This is a genomic window from Peptoniphilaceae bacterium AMB_02, assembly GCA_036321625.1.
Lineage (GTDB): Bacteria > Bacillota > Clostridia > Tissierellales > Peptoniphilaceae > Microaceticoccus > Microaceticoccus formicicus.
In genome coordinates this window covers 607916-624504 of record CP143259.1, presented here as the reverse complement: position 1 = coordinate 624504, position 16589 = coordinate 607916, and the positions used below count along the sequence as shown (strand labels likewise).

14 protein-coding genes and 2 pseudogenes are annotated in these 16589 nt (G+C 32.2%); 1 reads left to right on the top strand and 15 read right to left on the bottom strand.

Features of this window, described 5'->3' with window-relative positions; translation table 11 throughout:
• Positions 1–5 precede the first annotated feature (5 nt).
• The 9 genes from VZL98_02905 to VZL98_02865 all read right to left on the bottom strand — a co-directional run bounded on the left by VZL98_02905 (position 6) and on the right by VZL98_02865 (position 8441).
• Positions 6–1532 (bottom strand): IS1182 family transposase, encoded by a 1527-nt coding sequence (locus VZL98_02905; protein ID WVH63921.1) that lies wholly within the window; start codon positions 1530–1532, stop codon positions 6–8.
• Positions 1533–1769: 237 nt separating this feature from the next.
• Positions 1770–2381 (bottom strand): hypothetical protein, encoded by a 612-nt coding sequence (locus VZL98_02900; GenBank protein WVH63920.1) that lies wholly within the window; start codon positions 2379–2381, stop codon positions 1770–1772.
• A gap of 13 nt (positions 2382–2394) precedes the next feature.
• Positions 2395–3222 (bottom strand): class I SAM-dependent methyltransferase, encoded by an 828-nt coding sequence (locus VZL98_02895; GenBank protein ID WVH63919.1) that lies wholly within the window; start codon positions 3220–3222, stop codon positions 2395–2397.
• A gap of 13 nt (positions 3223–3235) precedes the next feature.
• Positions 3236–4048 (bottom strand): D-alanyl-D-alanine carboxypeptidase, encoded by an 813-nt coding sequence (locus VZL98_02890; GenBank protein ID WVH63918.1) that lies wholly within the window; start codon positions 4046–4048, stop codon positions 3236–3238.
• A complete protein-coding gene (locus tag VZL98_02885; GenBank protein ID WVH63917.1) occupies positions 4045–4242 on the bottom strand; it encodes a hypothetical protein in 198 nt (65 codons plus the stop codon). The genes VZL98_02890 and VZL98_02885 overlap by 4 nt, the downstream gene beginning before the upstream one ends.
• 172 nt (positions 4243–4414) lie before the next feature.
• Positions 4415–5239: a metal ABC transporter permease gene (locus VZL98_02880; protein WVH63916.1), complete on the bottom strand. Its 825-nt coding sequence runs from the start codon at positions 5237–5239 to the stop codon at positions 4415–4417.
• Positions 5226–5903 carry a metal ABC transporter ATP-binding protein gene (locus VZL98_02875; GenBank protein WVH63915.1) on the bottom strand — a complete coding sequence of 226 codons (678 nt, stop codon included), beginning with the start codon at positions 5901–5903 and terminating at the stop codon, positions 5226–5228. Before VZL98_02875 ends, VZL98_02880 begins: the two co-directional genes overlap by 14 nt.
• Before the next feature lie 8 nt (positions 5904–5911).
• Positions 5912–7219 carry a zinc ABC transporter substrate-binding protein gene (locus tag VZL98_02870; protein ID WVH63914.1) on the bottom strand — a complete coding sequence of 436 codons (1308 nt, stop codon included), beginning with the start codon at positions 7217–7219 and terminating at the stop codon, positions 5912–5914.
• A gap of 10 nt (positions 7220–7229) precedes the next feature.
• Positions 7230–8441: a ZinT/AdcA family metal-binding protein gene (locus tag VZL98_02865; GenBank protein WVH63913.1), complete on the bottom strand. Its 1212-nt coding sequence runs from the start codon at positions 8439–8441 to the stop codon at positions 7230–7232.
• Between the two features lie 485 nt (positions 8442–8926).
• On the opposite strand from VZL98_02865, the gene VZL98_02860 reads away from it, so the two are divergent.
• Positions 8927–10243, top strand: coding sequence for an ISL3 family transposase (locus tag VZL98_02860; GenBank protein ID WVH63912.1), 1317 nt, complete (start codon positions 8927–8929; stop codon positions 10241–10243).
• 115 nt (positions 10244–10358) lie between these two features.
• Here VZL98_02860 and VZL98_02855 read toward each other — a convergent pair.
• The 6 genes and pseudogenes from VZL98_02855 to VZL98_02830 all read right to left on the bottom strand — a co-directional run bounded on the left by VZL98_02855 (position 10359) and on the right by VZL98_02830 (position 16553).
• Positions 10359–10876: pseudogene (locus tag VZL98_02855) on the bottom strand (adenine phosphoribosyltransferase).
• A gap of 2 nt (positions 10877–10878) precedes the next feature.
• Positions 10879–11496, bottom strand: coding sequence for a pyroglutamyl-peptidase I (gene pcp, locus VZL98_02850; protein ID WVH63911.1), 618 nt, complete (start codon positions 11494–11496; stop codon positions 10879–10881).
• A 698-nt stretch (positions 11497–12194) separates the two neighbouring features.
• Positions 12195–13016: pseudogene (locus tag VZL98_02845) on the bottom strand (aldo/keto reductase).
• A gap of 117 nt (positions 13017–13133) precedes the next feature.
• Positions 13134–13904, bottom strand: a complete 771-nt coding sequence (locus tag VZL98_02840; protein WVH63910.1) for a hypothetical protein — start codon at positions 13902–13904, stop codon at positions 13134–13136.
• Between the two features lie 2 nt (positions 13905–13906).
• A complete protein-coding gene (locus VZL98_02835; GenBank protein WVH63909.1) occupies positions 13907–14470 on the bottom strand; it encodes an HD domain-containing protein in 564 nt (187 codons plus the stop codon).
• A 268-nt stretch (positions 14471–14738) separates the two neighbouring features.
• On the bottom strand, positions 14739–16553 hold the full coding sequence (locus VZL98_02830) for a glycerophosphodiester phosphodiesterase family protein (protein WVH63908.1): 1815 nt from the start codon (positions 16551–16553) through the stop codon (positions 14739–14741).
• Between the last annotated feature and the right edge of the window lie 36 nt (positions 16554–16589).

The window sequence follows — 16589 nt, the reverse complement described above, 5'->3', positions numbered from 1 at the left end:
TGCCGCTAATTGAAGCTCCTCTGAATACCATATATCCGTTTGCCCTGAAACTGCCGATTTAGCAATTTGCAGACTGAAGACAAACCCTGATTAAAAATCAGGGTTTGCTCTATTTTGACAAATCTATTAGCAAAGTTCAATATTTTTCTTAAAACACCATTATTTTTGGGTGGCTTTTTATCTCTTTTACTTAAGATTATTGCTAACTTTTTCATATTTAGGGTCGCAAAAGTAAGTGCTGCTTTCATATCCATTTTCTTTATACCTACCATATTGGTATATCTAAATCCATGATATTCCTTTGCACTCCCAAATTGCCTTTCTATTGTTTCTTTTCTCTTTTTATACTCTGCTTTCCCTTTATATGTATACCGGTATTCTTCTGAGATATCAAGATAATCTTGCCAGATATGTCTAGTTATTATCTTTTGGTGTTTTTTACTACTTGTACACCTTCCTAGGTACCCACAGTTTACACAGATCTTTGGGTTGCTCTTGTACTGCCTATATCCTTCTCTATTTGTGGTTGAGTATTCTAATACTTCATTTGCTGGACAAAGGTAACAGTTGTAGTATTCGTCATACACAAAATCTCTTTTGTAGAATGGGTTTTCTAGTTTTGGTTTTGTTTTTTGCCTGGTGTATGGAAATACTGGAAATACTCCATCATCAAACAGTTCTTTCGCTATTGCCGGGAATTTGTAGCCTGCATCCATAACTAGTTTTTTAGGGTTCAATCGTTTTAACTTTTCATCAAAGAAATCTTTAAATGTTGTTCCATCGTGTAAGTTTCCAGGATATGATTTAAAACCTAATATCCATCCATTTTTATCACATGATGTCTGTACGCTGTATGCAAATACTTCTTTATGTTCACCTTTATGGAATAGTCCTGCTTCAGGATCTGTTGTGCTTTTTGTTACTTCTTTTAGTTCTTCATCTTTATCTTTAGGATCAAATGGCTTTTTATCATGTTTTTTTCTATCTTCGTTTATTTCTTTTTCTAACTTTTTTTGATAGTATTTTACCTCTTTTTTCACTTTTACTTTAACAACCTTATACCTATTGGCATGTGCTTTAACATGTGTTGAGTCAACAAATTGGATATTTATATCAACTAAGCCTTCTTCAATGGCTTGTAGTAGTATGTTTTGAAAAATATCTTCAAATATGTTTGTCTCTTTAAATCTTCTTCTGTAGTTTTGACTAAAAGTTGTGAAATGAGGTATTTTATCGTAAAAATCAAAACCTAAAAACCATCTGTAAGCAAGATTTACTTCAATATCTTTAATTGTTTGTCTCATGCTTTTTATGTTGAAAAGGTATTGGATTAAGGTAATCTTAAGCAAAACAACGGGATCTATACTAGGTCGTCCGTTATCAAGACAGTACAAATCTTCAACTAATTCATATATGAAATCAAATTTAATGTATTTATCTATTTTTCTAAGTATATGATCTTCGGGAACCATTTGATCTATTGAAATCATTTGAACTTGATCAACTTTGTTTTTAGAATTTTTAAATAGCATATTAACACTTCTCTCTTAGTGTTATATATACCCAAAACGGCTTAAATTACACATAATATGGCATTTTTAGAACAAAAAAAGCACAGCTAGAAATTTTTTTTAGCTATGCTTTGTCAACAGTCTGAGACTGTTTTTCAACAGTCTTTGATTTATTACTTATAAAGATTCAATTTGCAAACGAATTCATGTATTAATAGATGCCTAAGATTTGTTTGTAATTATTAATTTTCCTTAATATTATTCTGACTCTTCCGACCAATCATAGTTATACTCACCGGAAATAATCTCCTCTATTTTACCTTTTTTCATTCCATTGATAGCTGACGGATCCAGATATACCATATTGTTTATATTTCCATTTTCATCATATGAGCATATGGCTTCGCCATCCTCGGAATTTCTAAAGCATCTTTCAGTCTTCATACCTTTTTCAGAGAATTTACTTATCAGTTGTCTAGCCAATTCTTCTCTATCTTCAATATAAGTCTTTGCCTCATCATTGGGAACTATATAGGCATCCACTCTGGTGCTGCCTTCTGAATAAACAGGTTCTTGACTATCAGATTTTACAGAAAAATTTTGTAGTCTAACCCAGTCAACATCTATCCTGTCGTCCTCGTTAAACATAAATTTAGTAAGTATAAATCTGTAGTTATTATAAACTATCTCGTCGTATTCCGGTATTTCTTCCAGTTTTAGTGAGTGACTATCGTATTGTTCCTCATCGATAATATCAACTGTTTTTGAGTAATATGGTATTTTTCCTAAAAACTCAAAAATTTCTTCTTCAGCTTCAAATAAGCCAACTTCAATCTCTCTGTCATATTGTACAAATTTTAGTAAATACATATTTCACCTCTTTTTATTTAGTATTCTTGTCTATTTTATCATTAACTGAAAATAAAAACATTCCAATTACTCTGTCAGTATACATGGTGTAATTACTTTCACTCCCAATTTTATCAACCAAACCTCTAAGTTCTTCAGTTTTTTCTCCCGTAGGATCAGAGTTTATAAATCTGTGTTTGTACCGGTTAATTAAGTCCTCAACCTCAAACTCCATGGAACCTACTTTTCTAGTAAATTTAACATCCGGTAGAAATCCATTAAGAAGCAGAAGATTGATCATCGCTCTAAATCTCTCGCCCCAGTCATTTTCACGATAACTTTCCAAGTGGTTTTGTAATTCTAAAAGTACGCTCTCATGCCTATAGGCAAAAGATGAGATAAAAACATGTCCCTTAGACGCTACTACCAACTTTTCTATTGACTCCCAATCACTTACTCCAGGACTCATAGACGCAAAAACTAAGTCGAACTTAGAATTCCATCGTCTGGCATCCAAATCTATATCTTTCCAGTCAGCTTTTAATAGTTCGTAACTGTCTTTAGGTATATTCGATTCAAGCAATATTTTTTCGGTGTAATAAATCATATCCTGAGCAATGTCAATACCGGTAACATGAGCTCCCGCTTTTACAAAGGGCAACAAAAACCTACCTGCTCCGCATCCTATGTCGAGAATCTTTTTTCCTGTAAATTCCATTTTTGAATTTAGAAAATCCAAAACCTCATTGCTTTTTGCTTCTTTGGTATAACGGTAGAATTCTTTAGCCCTATTATTCCAATTCTTGGCGGGATTGGAAGACTTTTTTTCTTTACTTAAAATGTCTATATACTCTTCTTTCATTATCTCACACCTTTTAATCATTTTTATCAAGACTTTGCATTATCGTATTAGTTTCATTAAATCTTTCACTTGACGATGCTGCGCCGAGTACAAAGATTAAATAATCACCCTTATCTTTTTTATACCTTGTAATAAGATTGTAGACTGTATCAAGTGAACCCGTTTTTATCCCTTTCACATTTTCATTATAATAATCGGAATAAGGTAGTAAAAACTCATTTGTATTTATCCAGTGCAGTTCATTGCCTGATTCTGTAGTATGGTAGTGTTCAGATTGGGATACAATCTCAGATATAAGACCATTTCTCAAAATCTTTTTGCTGACTTTTAATAAGTCGGCAAAAGTAGTGAAGCTGTTATCGCTATATCCACTAGGTATGTCTATTATGGTGTCTTTATAACCTTCAGACTTTAGATAATCATTAAGTCCTTTCATAAATACTGATACAGCTTCTTCACCTGAAATCTCTATATCATTATTTAAAACCCTACCACCGGCAGCTGCCAATGCATATGCTGCGTCATTACCCGAAGGTATTAATACTCCTCGTACCAATTCTGAAACCTGCATACTTCCTTGCTCTATATGAGCCATTGACGAATCAGGTTTTACCAGATTAATCTCATCTGTAATATTGACAGTATCATTTGGATTTAATAATGTTAAAGCATAATCTACAACGAAAAGTTTCGATAAACTTGCAGGCAAAACCTGTTTTTCCAAGTTGTTTTCGTATAAGAGAACATCCTTGTTTAAATCATAGACGGCAACAGTATTATCTGTAATTAAGTCCGATTCAATACCTTTGGTTTCTACTTTTTTCACTTCTTTTTTTCTAAATTATTCTCAATTATATTTTGATTTTTATCTGTTTTCGGTATTTTATCTTTAGGTGAACTAAGTGCTTTATAGATTCCAATAAACAAAAACAATGTGATTAAAATCGAAAGAACGAAAAGATTTTTTCGTCTTCTCTTTCTTTGTAATTGTATTCTCCTTAATCTCCTTCTTTTATCCATATCTTCCTCCGAGATTATTATAACATAATATTATACATCTATGTTTAAGAGAATCTTTAACTGATATGTAAAATAATGCATCGTTTTAAAACGACGCATTATTAAAAACTATATTAAATTCCAAAAATGAGCGATCCGTATTCTTCCGGTTTACTGCATCCTACTTTTTACTTCATTGCTCTTCCAAGTATATCCTTTTTGTAGGAGCTTTATTTATTTTTCCATAGACCATCATAATAAGCATACCTACTACGGCATTTATTACTATTGCTCCACCGGGTCTAATGTCAAAATTATAAGACATTATAATGCCTACTACGGTATAAATTACTCCTAGGACAATCGATATGATATAAGTAGTCTTGTAACTCCTACTTATTATTAAAGCAGTTGCAACGGGTAGAACTATGAGAGAGGCTACGAGAAGTGCTCCCACTATTTTAGCAGCCAGTGCTACTGTAACTGCCGTTAACAATGTGAATACTGCATTTATAGTCTTAACTTTAACTCCTGCCAGTCTGGCCAGGTTAGTATCGATTGAAATATCAAGTAATGCACCATAATATACTATAGAGGCAATTATAAACGGGATAAATACTATGATTACATTTCTCAAATCTGACGAAGTTACCGATGATATACTTCCGAAAAGATAAGATTCAAAAGTATTCCCTCCGGGAGCAAAGTCAGACAAAATCGCAGCAATACCAAGACCCGTACTCATGATTATAGCTGTGGCCAAGTCTCCGTATTGTGGCAATCTCTGACGGATTCCCTCTATCGAAAATGCCGATAAAATACAAACGAAGATCGCACCGATGATAGGATCAAACCCAAATATCAATCCCAAGCCGACACCTGCAAGTGAAGTATGGGATAAGGCATCACCTATCATTGAGGTTCTTCTATTGACCATGACTACTCCTATTGAAGGAATCATTATCGATAGTAGAAATCCGGCTAACAGGGCTCTTCTCATAAAATCAAATTGTAACATCTAAGATTCCTCCATTGTCCATTTTGTATATTTTATCTATCTTAAGCATTTCTTCAATAAGATCTATCTCATGCGTTACTATGACAGTCGTCAGTAAATGTTTTTTATTCATCTCTGAAACTAATTCCAAGAATTGTTTCTTACTGTCTTTATCCACCCCGGATGTTGGCTCATCAAGCACCAATATCTTAGGATTGTTTATCATAGCTCTTGCTATCATGGCTCTTTGTCGTAAACCTCCGGAAAGCTCATTTAAAGGTGTATTTATATATTGACCTAAACTCAAACTTTTAAGAAGTTTTATAGCCTTATCTTTATGTTTCTTTTTAGGGATTTTAAAGAACCCAAAATCTTCATATAGGTTTAGAACTACAAGTTCTAATACTGTAATTGGAAAGGCCATTTGATTTGTAATTTGAATTTGAGGTACATATCCTATTTCTCTAAAACTATTTATTTTTGAAATCTCTTTTCCCAATATCGCTACTCTGCCGGAATCAGGTTTTAATTGCCCCAGCATTAGCTTAAGTAGCGTAGTTTTACCTGATCCATTTTCACCGGAAATAGAGACAATTTGTCCTTCTTCTATACTCATACTTAAGTTTTCAATGACTTTTTCTGAAGTATATTTAAAATTTAGGTTTTCAATTAATACATGATTCAAAACTCCACCTACTTTCTGAAAGAGTCATATAATTTCTCTAGGTTAGATTTCAACACACTTGTATAATCTATTATATTATCTTGAACATCAGGCTTCATATACTCCATAGAATTTAAAGCTTCAGCTTTTCCACCAATTTCTTCCGCAAGTGCTTTTGCTTCTTTACTGTCCATTCCTTCTTCATAAAATATAGTATTGATTCCCCAGTATTGGCAATAATCTATGGCTTTTCTAATCGTCTTTAAACTGGGCGACTCAGTGGATACCAATCCCTGTAATGGGAATTGAACGAGATCGAAGTCTCTGGAAAGATATGCATATGCATAATGTGTGACTACAAACTCTCTATTTTTTATATCTTTAAATTTTTCTTTGTATTCAAACTCTAAGTCTGTTAGAGCATCTACTGCTTTTAATTTGTTTTTTCTATAGAGTTTAGAATTCTTGCTATACCTCTTCAAAAATTCATCATGTATGGTATTCAAGTATTTTTTTGCATTAACTATGGACATCCATGAATGTGGGTCATAAGTTATCTTATCCATACCCGATGTAGATCCGCTTAATAGAACTTTTACATCCAGTTTCTCTTTGTTTTCATCCGTCAAATCATAGGGGAGCAAGCTTTCAGAAACGCGGTCAGCTACAAAGACCCAGTTTCCATCTTCAGGCACATTGAATGTAACTTCTCCACTTTCATGCCCCATCTCTATTGCGTATACTTCACCTTCTACAATCTCGATATTAGACTTTTGTGCAACTACATTTCCTTTTTGTTCCATTGTTTTCTTGCCTTTTTCAATAAGTTCCTTTTGACTCAAGTCCTCGGAATTATTTATAAAAGTAACTCTCATTATATCTTCATGAGTGTGTCCAAAATCTATCCTGTATTTTTTATCAGTTTTAAAATTATACTCACACATATATTGAAAGTCACCTATTGCAGCTGCACCTTTGTAGGTAATTAAATCTACAGAATCAGATAGTACTATAATCTCTAGATTTGGTAAATTTTCTCTAACCTGGTCTAGCCATTTCTCTAAATTTGCTCCGTTTACAATCAACAAATCTGCTTTAGCTAATCCTCTCATATCTTTTGGAGTCGGTTCCCATAGATGAGGATCCTTGTCCAAATGCATAAATGTCTTAAGCTCGACAGTATCCCCTGCTATCTGTTTTACCAAGTCGTATACAGGATAAAAAGAGGTGTAAACGATGGGTTTACCATCGTTTTTTACCTCTTCTTTAGTACATCCGCATAAAATATTTGTAAGTAGAGAGCAAAGTAAGAAAATACTGATTAACTTTTTTCTCATAATACATAACCTATTCCGTAATTTCTTCTACCAGTTGTTCATTTGTGGTGTTTGGTTTTACAAATGTCGGATACCAACCATCTTTTTCCAATAATGTTTTAACGTCGTCACCATATCTCATATGGAAATGTGTTAAACTCTCTTCTCCATGTACAGGCATCATTAGCATAATAGGATACTTTGCATCTCCTTTAGCTTTAAATGCATGCCATTCTAAATCGTGATTTCCATGTTTAACTTTATGGGTTTCAAGGAATTCATACTCAACTGATTCTATTTCTTTTCCATTTTCATTTTCAAAACCATCCAACAATGTTACTTTGTCTCCCTTAACAACCATACCGTCAAAGTCACATTTTCTCTTTTCAATATATGCTGCTTTAGCTTCATCAGCAGATTTTCCATCTTTTTCTCCAAGCTTCTTAAAGGCATCTTGTAATTCTTCACGCTCTAAATAAGCTCCCATATTGTTCCAAGAACCTTCCCACTCACTCATACTAACATCGTGGTCGTGATCATGATCATGGTCGTGATCGTGGTCGTGGTCATGATCGTGATCGTGATCGTGATCAGCTGCGGCTTTTACAGAACTTACGATCTGGTCGACAGTGGTCGTTTCTTTTACAAGTGTTGGATACCATTTTTCTTGAGCAAGTATAGTCTTGACATCTTCACCATATCTCATATGAAAATGCGTTAAAGATTCTTCTCCATGAACATCCATAAGTAATAAGACTTTGTGCTTAGCGTCCCCTTTTGCTTCAAACTCATACCATGAAAACTCATGATTACCATGTTTTGCTTTATGTGTGTTTTTATAAGCATACTCAGCTTCTTCTATAACTTTTCCGCCTTTATCTTTAAAGTTATCATAGTACATGATTTTGCCATCTTTGAACTCAATAGCTTTGAAATCCGCCTTATATGATTCCTCTTGAGCTTTTTTTAAATCTTCTATAGATTTTCCTTGTTTTTCAGCAACCTCTTTCAAAGTAGCTTCCATAGCAGGATCGTCAAAGTATGATAAGTAATTATTCCAAACACCCTCCCAATCATTCAGCGAGACTTCCTCACTACTTGTATCAGCCTTATCTTCTTTTTTCTCTTCAACTTTCTTGTCTTCTGCAGGTTTTTGCTCGGTCTTTGTTTTACAACCTGTAAGCAGAAGTGCAGCACTTAATATTAAAGTACCCAATATAATACATAGTCTTTTGAAATTCATATTTCCTCCTCATGTTGTTTTGACTGTATTGTTGAGTAAATCAGCTAGTTGTTGTTGGTTTGTAAGGGAGACAACCGGAGTAAACTCAACAATACAGTCTTTGGTTAGTATATTCTAACTATAGGTTAGTGTTAGCTAACTGATATGATTATACCATGTTCTTGTTTGGTGTCAAGTATAATATGAAACAAATCCATGAACAAAGTTCACTTAAATAAACTTTCAATAAATGTAATTTAAAATTAATAGCTAATTATCTAATTATATCTTTCTAAAATAGACAGTCCAGAGTAAAAAACAGTATAAGTATATATTTACTATTTATACCGACAAAGCTATAGATTATTTAGGCTCTATAATTTATAGTGTTGGTGAAGAAATATTAGTTTCTTTGCTGGCACTATTTTCTTTTAAAAAATATAAAGACATAGTGACCAATTTCCTTTATAATTTAATCACTACAACAAAAAAATAAGGAGGCCACTATGTCTATTAGTAATTATATCTTAAATTTATTAGATTTAAAAGATGAAAATATTGAGATTTTTGAAAATGTCGAGAAGATTAAAAAGAAGAATATCTCTTACAATTTGATTTTTGGCCGGCTTACCTATAATGCTTCTGTTTGTCCCGTTTGTGGTAACGTGCATAGCCCAAGCATTATTAAACACGGCACTAAGTCTTCTGATATTAAACTTCTTCCTTTTAATGGCGAACCTACTTTCTTGAGACTTAAAAAGCAGAGATTTTTATGTAAGGAATGTAATTCTACTTTTATAGCTGAAACTGATATTGTTAAAAAGAATTGTTTTATTTCTAATAGAGTAAAAGCTCATATTACAACTAATTTGACCATGAAAGTAAGTGAAAAAGATATTGCTAATTTACATTATGTTTCTCATTCTACGGTGTCTAAATGTGTAGATCAAGCTTTTGAACAGTTTAAGCCTAATTATCAGTTTTTACCAGAACATTTATGTTTTGATGAGTTTAAATCCACAAAAACTGCTAAAGGATCTATGAGCTTTATTTTCTGTGATGCTATTACTCATGATATTATCGATATTGTTGAAAACAGGCAATTACACTATCTTAAGCGCTATTTTTCTAGGTTTAGTGAATGTGCTAGAGAATCGGTTAAAAGTATATGTATAGATATGTATCAGCCATACATTAGTCTAATTTCTGATCTTTTCCCTAATGCTAAGATAGTATTTGATAAGTTCCATATAGTTAACCACTTATCTAGAGCATTGAACAAAACAAGAATAGAAGTTATGAATAGTTTTTCTAAGTATTCAATGGAATACAAAAGGTTAAAAAGGTATTGGAAGCTGATACAAAAGCCTTATTTAAAGCTCAATTCTACAGGTTTTAGAAAGTGGATACATTTTGAAAGATGGAAAAGTGCTAGAGATGTGGTTATGGATAGTATTAGTGTCAACAAAACACTTCTAAATACTTATGATTGTTATCAGATTCTTTTAAAGGATGTAGAAAACGGAGATATTGCCTCCTTAAAGGCACATTTAGAATATTATTCAGATGAGGTATCAGATGCTATGAAAACTAGTATTAACACGCTTTTAAAGGACTTTGAGTACGTAAAAAATTGCTTAGAAGTCAATGTTACAAATGGATGTTTAGAAGGTATTAATAATTTTATTAAGTGTTTAAAAAGAGTTGCTTTCGGATACAGGTCGTACTATCATTTTAGGAATCGAATATTAATTTGCAAGAAAATGATAGTACCAAAAGACACTGTAAGTGTAAAAAAACGTCAGGCAGCTAACGCTGCCTGACATTAATAGTTTGTGATTAATTTATATACCAACACTATTTGACAAAGAACCATTATTTATCTTGTTTCGTAGAAAGAGGTGCATTGATAACAATGCACCTCTTAGATTAAAATTATTAAATATTGTATTGAATTAAAGAGTCAACTTTATATTCTTTATTTTTTTCTTTTCCTTTTAAGTCGGTTAATTCAATTAAAAACTCCATCGCCATTACTTCTCCACCCATTTTTTCAACGAGTTTAGCGGTTGCATTGACTGTTCCACCGGTTGCCAAAAGATCATCCACTATCGCCACTTTGGCTCCTTCTTCAAAGGCTCCTTCTTGTATTTCCAGACTGTCCATCCCGTATTCTAGCTGATACTGAAACTCAACAGTGTTCCCGGGAAGCTTCCCTTTTTTCTTACCGGTATAAAACCGACATTTAATGCATAAGCCACTGCAGCTCCAAATAAAAACCCTCTGGCTTCAGGACCGATAATATAGTCTACTTCCAAATCTTTAATATTTTCTACCATCCTATTGACTGTTTCTTGAAATGCATCTTTGTCTCTAAGTAATGTGGTAATATTCTTAAAGCTTATACCTTTCTTTGGAAAATCTTCAATTACCTGTATATAGTCTTTTAAATTCATCTCTATATCCCACCTTGTTCTTTTATTGTCTCTATAGTAATCTTAAGTGCATTTACCATATGGTCGATTCCCATTGAAGGGATATCCTCCCCCTTATTAATCACTTGTTCGGGGATAAATGGTAAATGAATAAATCCTGCCAATCGGGATTTGTTATTCCCCTTAATATTATACATCAAAGTATAAAGTAATTCATTACATACATAAGTTCCTGCAGTATAAGATACATGGGCAGGTACTCCTGATTTCTTTATATTATCTACTATGTCAAAAACAGGTAGGTTTGAAATGTATCCGTCCTCACCATCAGATTTTATCTTTTCACCTTTAGGAATATTACCTGCATTATCCGGAATACCGGTTTTCTTCCAGTTAATGCCTATGAATTCTACAGTTACAGAAGCTCTCCCACCTGCTTGTCCTACAGCTACAATCGCATCTGCGTCAACCTTGTCTGCTTCTTCCATAACTACTTCAGCTGCTTCTCGAAAGACGGTAGGTATTTGTTTGATAAATATATTCTCATCATTAATTCCCGCTTTTAAAATCTTAACTGCTTCCCATGATGGATTGATGTTTTCATTTCCAAACGGAGTAAATCCGGTTATCAGTATTTTCATAAAATCTCCTTTAATACTACCTAAACTATAGTATGCAACAAAACTGTGAACTTGTCAAAGCGTTTGCAATACAATGAATGGATAGATGATTATTGCATTTAAACTGTTCAGAACTGGCAATCTATTTGTTTAATTTACATAATTTTCGGTTTTTTAGTTTTATTAAAACTCGTATCTCTCATTTTACAAATCCGTCGCAAGGAAGTAGTTTCTCTGTTTTTATTGTATCATTATCAAGTCTTAGCTAATAGTTATCTTCAGTTGTATAGTTGGAGAATAGACTATTTTCGAATATTCCCTAAATATCTACTAAAATCAAACGAATTATATAGCTTATTCAACATCATGGATAAAATCAGCAAATTTTATTTAAGTTGAGTTTTCGACTTAGGCTGCATCGATGCTCACTCTTTTATCAAACTTTTATAAAAGTAATAGGACTTTACAACGAGTTTCCGGAATTTTCTTAAGAATTATTCGTTATGAAGATATAAGGATAAATAGGACACTCGCAGTAAACATTAAGATAATTATAAAACTGAGTATGAAAAACTCAATGCTCTTCATTAAAAAGGAAAAACCCGATAAAATTTTCATGTTTTCTCGGGTTTTTTACTTTTAAACAAGAAAGCTAAAAAGTTATGGCTTTCTCATTACTTTTACAAGCGGTTTTATTTCGAGTTCAATGTGTTAATCGATTAAACTGTCTCCAATGGAACTTTTTTTGTCGGAGCCGGAAATTCTTGATTGAGTAGATAGTAGTCATCCTCATCTAACTTTATATCAAGAGCATCAACAATTTCATCCAGATGCTTTTTGGTTACAGATTTTGCTATTCCATGAACTCCGGGTGTACTTACAACAAAATTAAACATAATTTGATGTACGGTTTTTCCGTGTTTTTCTGCAATTTTTTTAAGTGCCATATTTTAATTTAAACCACTGTATAGAGTAAGCCCATGTGCTAAGGCACAATAAGCCATTACAGGGATATTTACGCTATTTAAATAAGGTAGCAAATCGAATTCGATACCTCTATATGCCAAATTAAATAGAACTTGATTGGTTTTACAATTTTCTCCACCAGGTATAGACAATAGTTTTTTCATATCATCAGTATCAAAGTTTGATACTCCCCAGTTTCTTATAAGTTTCTGTCGTTTTAAATCTTCCATTAAAAAAATAGTATCTTTAAAATCTATGTCTTCAATTATCCAATGTAGTAAATAGTAGTCTAAATAATCTATTTTTAATCTCTTTAAACTATCCTCTACAGATTTGTAGATATTTACCTTATTACAGTTTTGGGGATGAACTTTTGAAATTATGGTTAATTTTTCGCGTTCATAATCCTTGATAGCTTCACCAATCAAGCTTTCAGACTTTCCATCTCCATAAATCTCAGCAGTGTCTATATGAGTTATGCCACTATCAATGGCATATTGTATAGCATTAATTTCACTATTAAAGCTTACTTGATTTTCACCTATAAGCCATGTTCCTAATATTAATTTATCCATATCACACCTTCATTTTTATTTTTTGTTTCAATTAAATCATATGAGATTTAGTTTTTACTGTCAAGGATATAGTATTTGTTATACCTAAAACAGCTCCCAAAATGAGAGCTGAAATTTTTAATGCTGTTTATCTATGATTTTGAATCCTTTATCCAAACGTACAGCGCCCGATACCCCATTCATTCTTGGGATGGTCTGCACGAAAAATTCTCCATCTTTCTCATAAGTAATAATGATTTGAGGAATAGTTTCAGGTATATACATTTTAATTAATACAATATCATCCTGTTTCAACTCAACTTCCATAAGTTGTTCTCCAAGATTAAAACCATGTTTTTCAGGATCATAGTCTATATGGTGAATTCTAAATTTTCCGCCATATATCTTAGGGATAAATACCATAGACTGTCCATTCTCATCTATTACTGACCTATTTATATTATAGTTCCTAAGATTTTCTTCATTTATGTCATTATTGCCATAGTATTCAACATCCAAAATATCAGAATGTTCCGAATTGGAATTTTTTACATCGTATATTGGATCCTTGAAAAATTTTTGATTATGATCTGGTTTAGTATCTACATCAGTTATTTTTTCTTCTACGACAATCTCTTTGACTTCAGGTTCTTTAACTTCCTTTTTCTCCTCTACCGGTTTTTCATTTGGTTTCGGATTCTCGTTTGTGACTGTTTTTTGTTCTTGCTTTTCTTCTATCGGTTTTTCAACCGGCTTTTCTTCGGGTTTATTGCTTTCGTTTTTCTCTTTAAATTCAGATTCTTTTTTCTCTTTATTACCGGTACTAGGTTCGAATGTGTTTATATTGGAACCACAAGCAGTAATAAACAGAAATAATATCATTATAGTAAGTATTTTAAAAATTTTCATAATTATAATCCTATCTCTTCGTGAACTCTCTGCATTCCTTTTAGAGTATGTTCTATAGTATAATCCAAATCCCAGCCTAATACTTCCATTCCCTCATTGATTATTTCCCTGGAAACACCTTGCGCAAATCCTTTTGATTTGAATTTTTTCTTAACTGATTTGACATTCATATCCATTACAGATTTCGATGGTCTCATAAGAGCTGCAGCATGAATAAGTCCGCATAATTCATCTATAGTGAACAGTATCTTCTCCATTATATGCTCCGGCTTTTTAAATTTTTCGCTGACACCCCTGTAACAATGAGAAGTTATAGAAGATATGAAATCCTTGGGATATCCATTTTCCTTTAAAATATCTACAACTGCTATACAGTGATGGTCAGGATATCTGCCATAATCTAAATCATGTAAAAGACCTACAAGTGACCACTTATCAATATCTTCTCCATTTAACTCTGCAAAGTATGCCATCACAGACTCTACAGCAAGTGCATGTGATATATGATATGGGTCTTCATTATATTCTTTTAACAAATTGAAAGAGAACTCTCTACTAGGTAGCATAAATGCCTCCTTTATATTTACTAATGATAATTATATCTAAATATTTCAAACTTGTCTAATGATGAAGCTAACTTCGAGTTTTTGATTAACTTTTCATATTCCAAAGGTTTCTATATTTCTTAGTGCTGTAATAAAAGATACTTCCACACCTGTTTCTAAGACCGTTAAAAACATAGGCGTATTGATATATTTTGTACTTCTCACCCTAAAATTAAAATTGTAACCGATAGTTATAATTTCAATCTAATAATCTTCTACATCGTCTACCTTATATAAACATTCTGAATATATCGCTTTGAAACGGTATGCTGTCCTCCAAATTATAAATAGCATAATCTACATAGAATACATTATCCGTTACTATACCATCAGGTAGAAATTTTAATACCTGTTTTACCCCCTTTGCAGTATTGATAGTCCAGACATAGATTTCTTTTCCTTTTTCATGAGCATTATTAACTAATTCATGGTTTAATCCTGCAGCTTCAATACTGTATATATCTATATATTCCTGCTCAAAATCTGCACCTAGTAATATTGCCGAAATTAGTGCTGTTTTTACTTTAGGGTTCTTTGCTTTACTTATTTCCAACACCTTTCTGTTCATTGAAGATATGATGATTTTATCTTCAAGTTTTTTATCTTTCACAATCTCCATCGTCTTATCTAGCAGTTCTTCAACATATTCATTATCCGATTTTAATTCAATCATAATTTCGAGACTGCCTACTTTATCCAAAAACTCTCCAAGTGTCGGAATACTGTCTTCATAAAAGAAACCGCCTTCTCCTCTGGTTTTTAATTTCTTTATTTCTGAAAGATTTAAGTCTATCGCACGAGAGCCGTTCCCTGTAATTCTTTGCAGTGTACTGTCATGATTTAGTATCACTTCTCTGTCTTTTGTAAGTTGCACATCTATTTCTACTGCAGAGGCTACCTTGCTATTTCTAGTTATTTCAAGAGCCTTCAATGAGTTTTCAGGACCAAATGTAGCTCCGGCTCTATGGGCAATTATTTTAGGTCTTAGGTTTTGAAAGACCAGCAATTGATTTGTATTGTAGTTTAGATGAAACAGTTCGATTAATAGAACTGCTATAATCATCGAAAAAGCTACCGACCTTTTACGAACTTTACTTTCATGAAATCTTATTTGAGTCGTTTCAATTTCAAAAAACTTACAATAACCTACTACCAGTAATCCTATTTGTAGTACATCGGTTATTGATTGTATATATATTAGTGCTCTCCAATTCATAGAGTAGAGGCTTAAAACTAAATCAACATTAAAAACCTTACTAAAAATAAAAGCTGCTGATAGAAGAATATAGTAAATAAAAGTTTTTAAAAAGAAAATAATAGCCATTATAGATATTATAAATACCAAGTATTTCTTTTTGCGAATTGCAAATACTTCTCTAACAAATTGTACTGCTTCCTTAAATGTCCTGTTAAATAAAAGCATCCCGGTTATAACAAAAAGTACTCTAAACCATATATAGGTCATGTATATTCTAAAAGCTGTAAATGCATATTCGAAATACTTCTTTTCTGCAATCCAATCAGTAATAAATTCAGGTATTTTAAAATTTTCTATAGAACTCGTATAAAATGATATATAACTTAAAAGCATCGTAAAAATCAGTATCGGAATAATAGCAATACGATTTGGACTAAATAATTTAACATAAGTAAATATTACTTCTTTAATAAGTTTAGGAATACCAATTTTTTCACCTCTTAAGCTGGCTGCATATATACGATAATTACCGATTATTCCAAAAAACACAAAAAACAATTGAATTATAAAAAATAGGATCAAAACTAAGATTGCTAAGGGATGTTTAAGTATTTCTAAGAAATTATCCTGTACTAATAAATTTACGCCAATTTGATTTTTTAAGATATTCACCAAAAATCTTCTAAAAATATTGAATATTAAAAATGAATATATAATTAGGAGTTGACAGAATATAAAAGCACTTAGATTGGTCTTTATTAATACCAGTAAACTTTTAATATCGATTATGCTGTATTTTCTTTTTAAGAGAAATTGTACATTAGCTAAGTTAAACTTTCTAAACATGTCTCACCTCCAACTTTAGCTTTCATTAGTATAGAT

Coding starts and splice junctions, on each gene's coding strand:
- VZL98_02865 (WVH63913.1), bottom strand. CDS start 8,441: ATGAATTTCAAAAGACTATGTATTATATTGGGTACTTTAATATTAAGT.
- VZL98_02885 (WVH63917.1), bottom strand. CDS start 4,242: ATGGATAAAAGAAGGAGATTAAGGAGAATACAATTACAAAGAAAGAGA.
- VZL98_02835 (WVH63909.1), bottom strand. CDS start 14,470: ATGCTACCTAGTAGAGAGTTCTCTTTCAATTTGTTAAAAGAATATAAT.
- VZL98_02870 (WVH63914.1), bottom strand. CDS start 7,219: ATGAGAAAAAAGTTAATCAGTATTTTCTTACTTTGCTCTCTACTTACA.
- VZL98_02860 (WVH63912.1), top strand. CDS start 8,927: ATGTCTATTAGTAATTATATCTTAAATTTATTAGATTTAAAAGATGAA.
- VZL98_02830 (WVH63908.1), bottom strand. CDS start 16,553: ATGTTTAGAAAGTTTAACTTAGCTAATGTACAATTTCTCTTAAAAAGA.
- pcp (WVH63911.1), bottom strand. CDS start 11,496: ATGAAAATACTGATAACCGGATTTACTCCGTTTGGAAATGAAAACATC.
- VZL98_02900 (WVH63920.1), bottom strand. CDS start 2,381: ATGTATTTACTAAAATTTGTACAATATGACAGAGAGATTGAAGTTGGC.
- VZL98_02880 (WVH63916.1), bottom strand. CDS start 5,239: ATGTTACAATTTGATTTTATGAGAAGAGCCCTGTTAGCCGGATTTCTA.
- VZL98_02840 (WVH63910.1), bottom strand. CDS start 13,904: ATGAAAATTTTTAAAATACTTACTATAATGATATTATTTCTGTTTATT.
- VZL98_02905 (WVH63921.1), bottom strand. CDS start 1,532: ATGCTATTTAAAAATTCTAAAAACAAAGTTGATCAAGTTCAAATGATT.
- VZL98_02895 (WVH63919.1), bottom strand. CDS start 3,222: ATGAAAGAAGAGTATATAGACATTTTAAGTAAAGAAAAAAAGTCTTCC.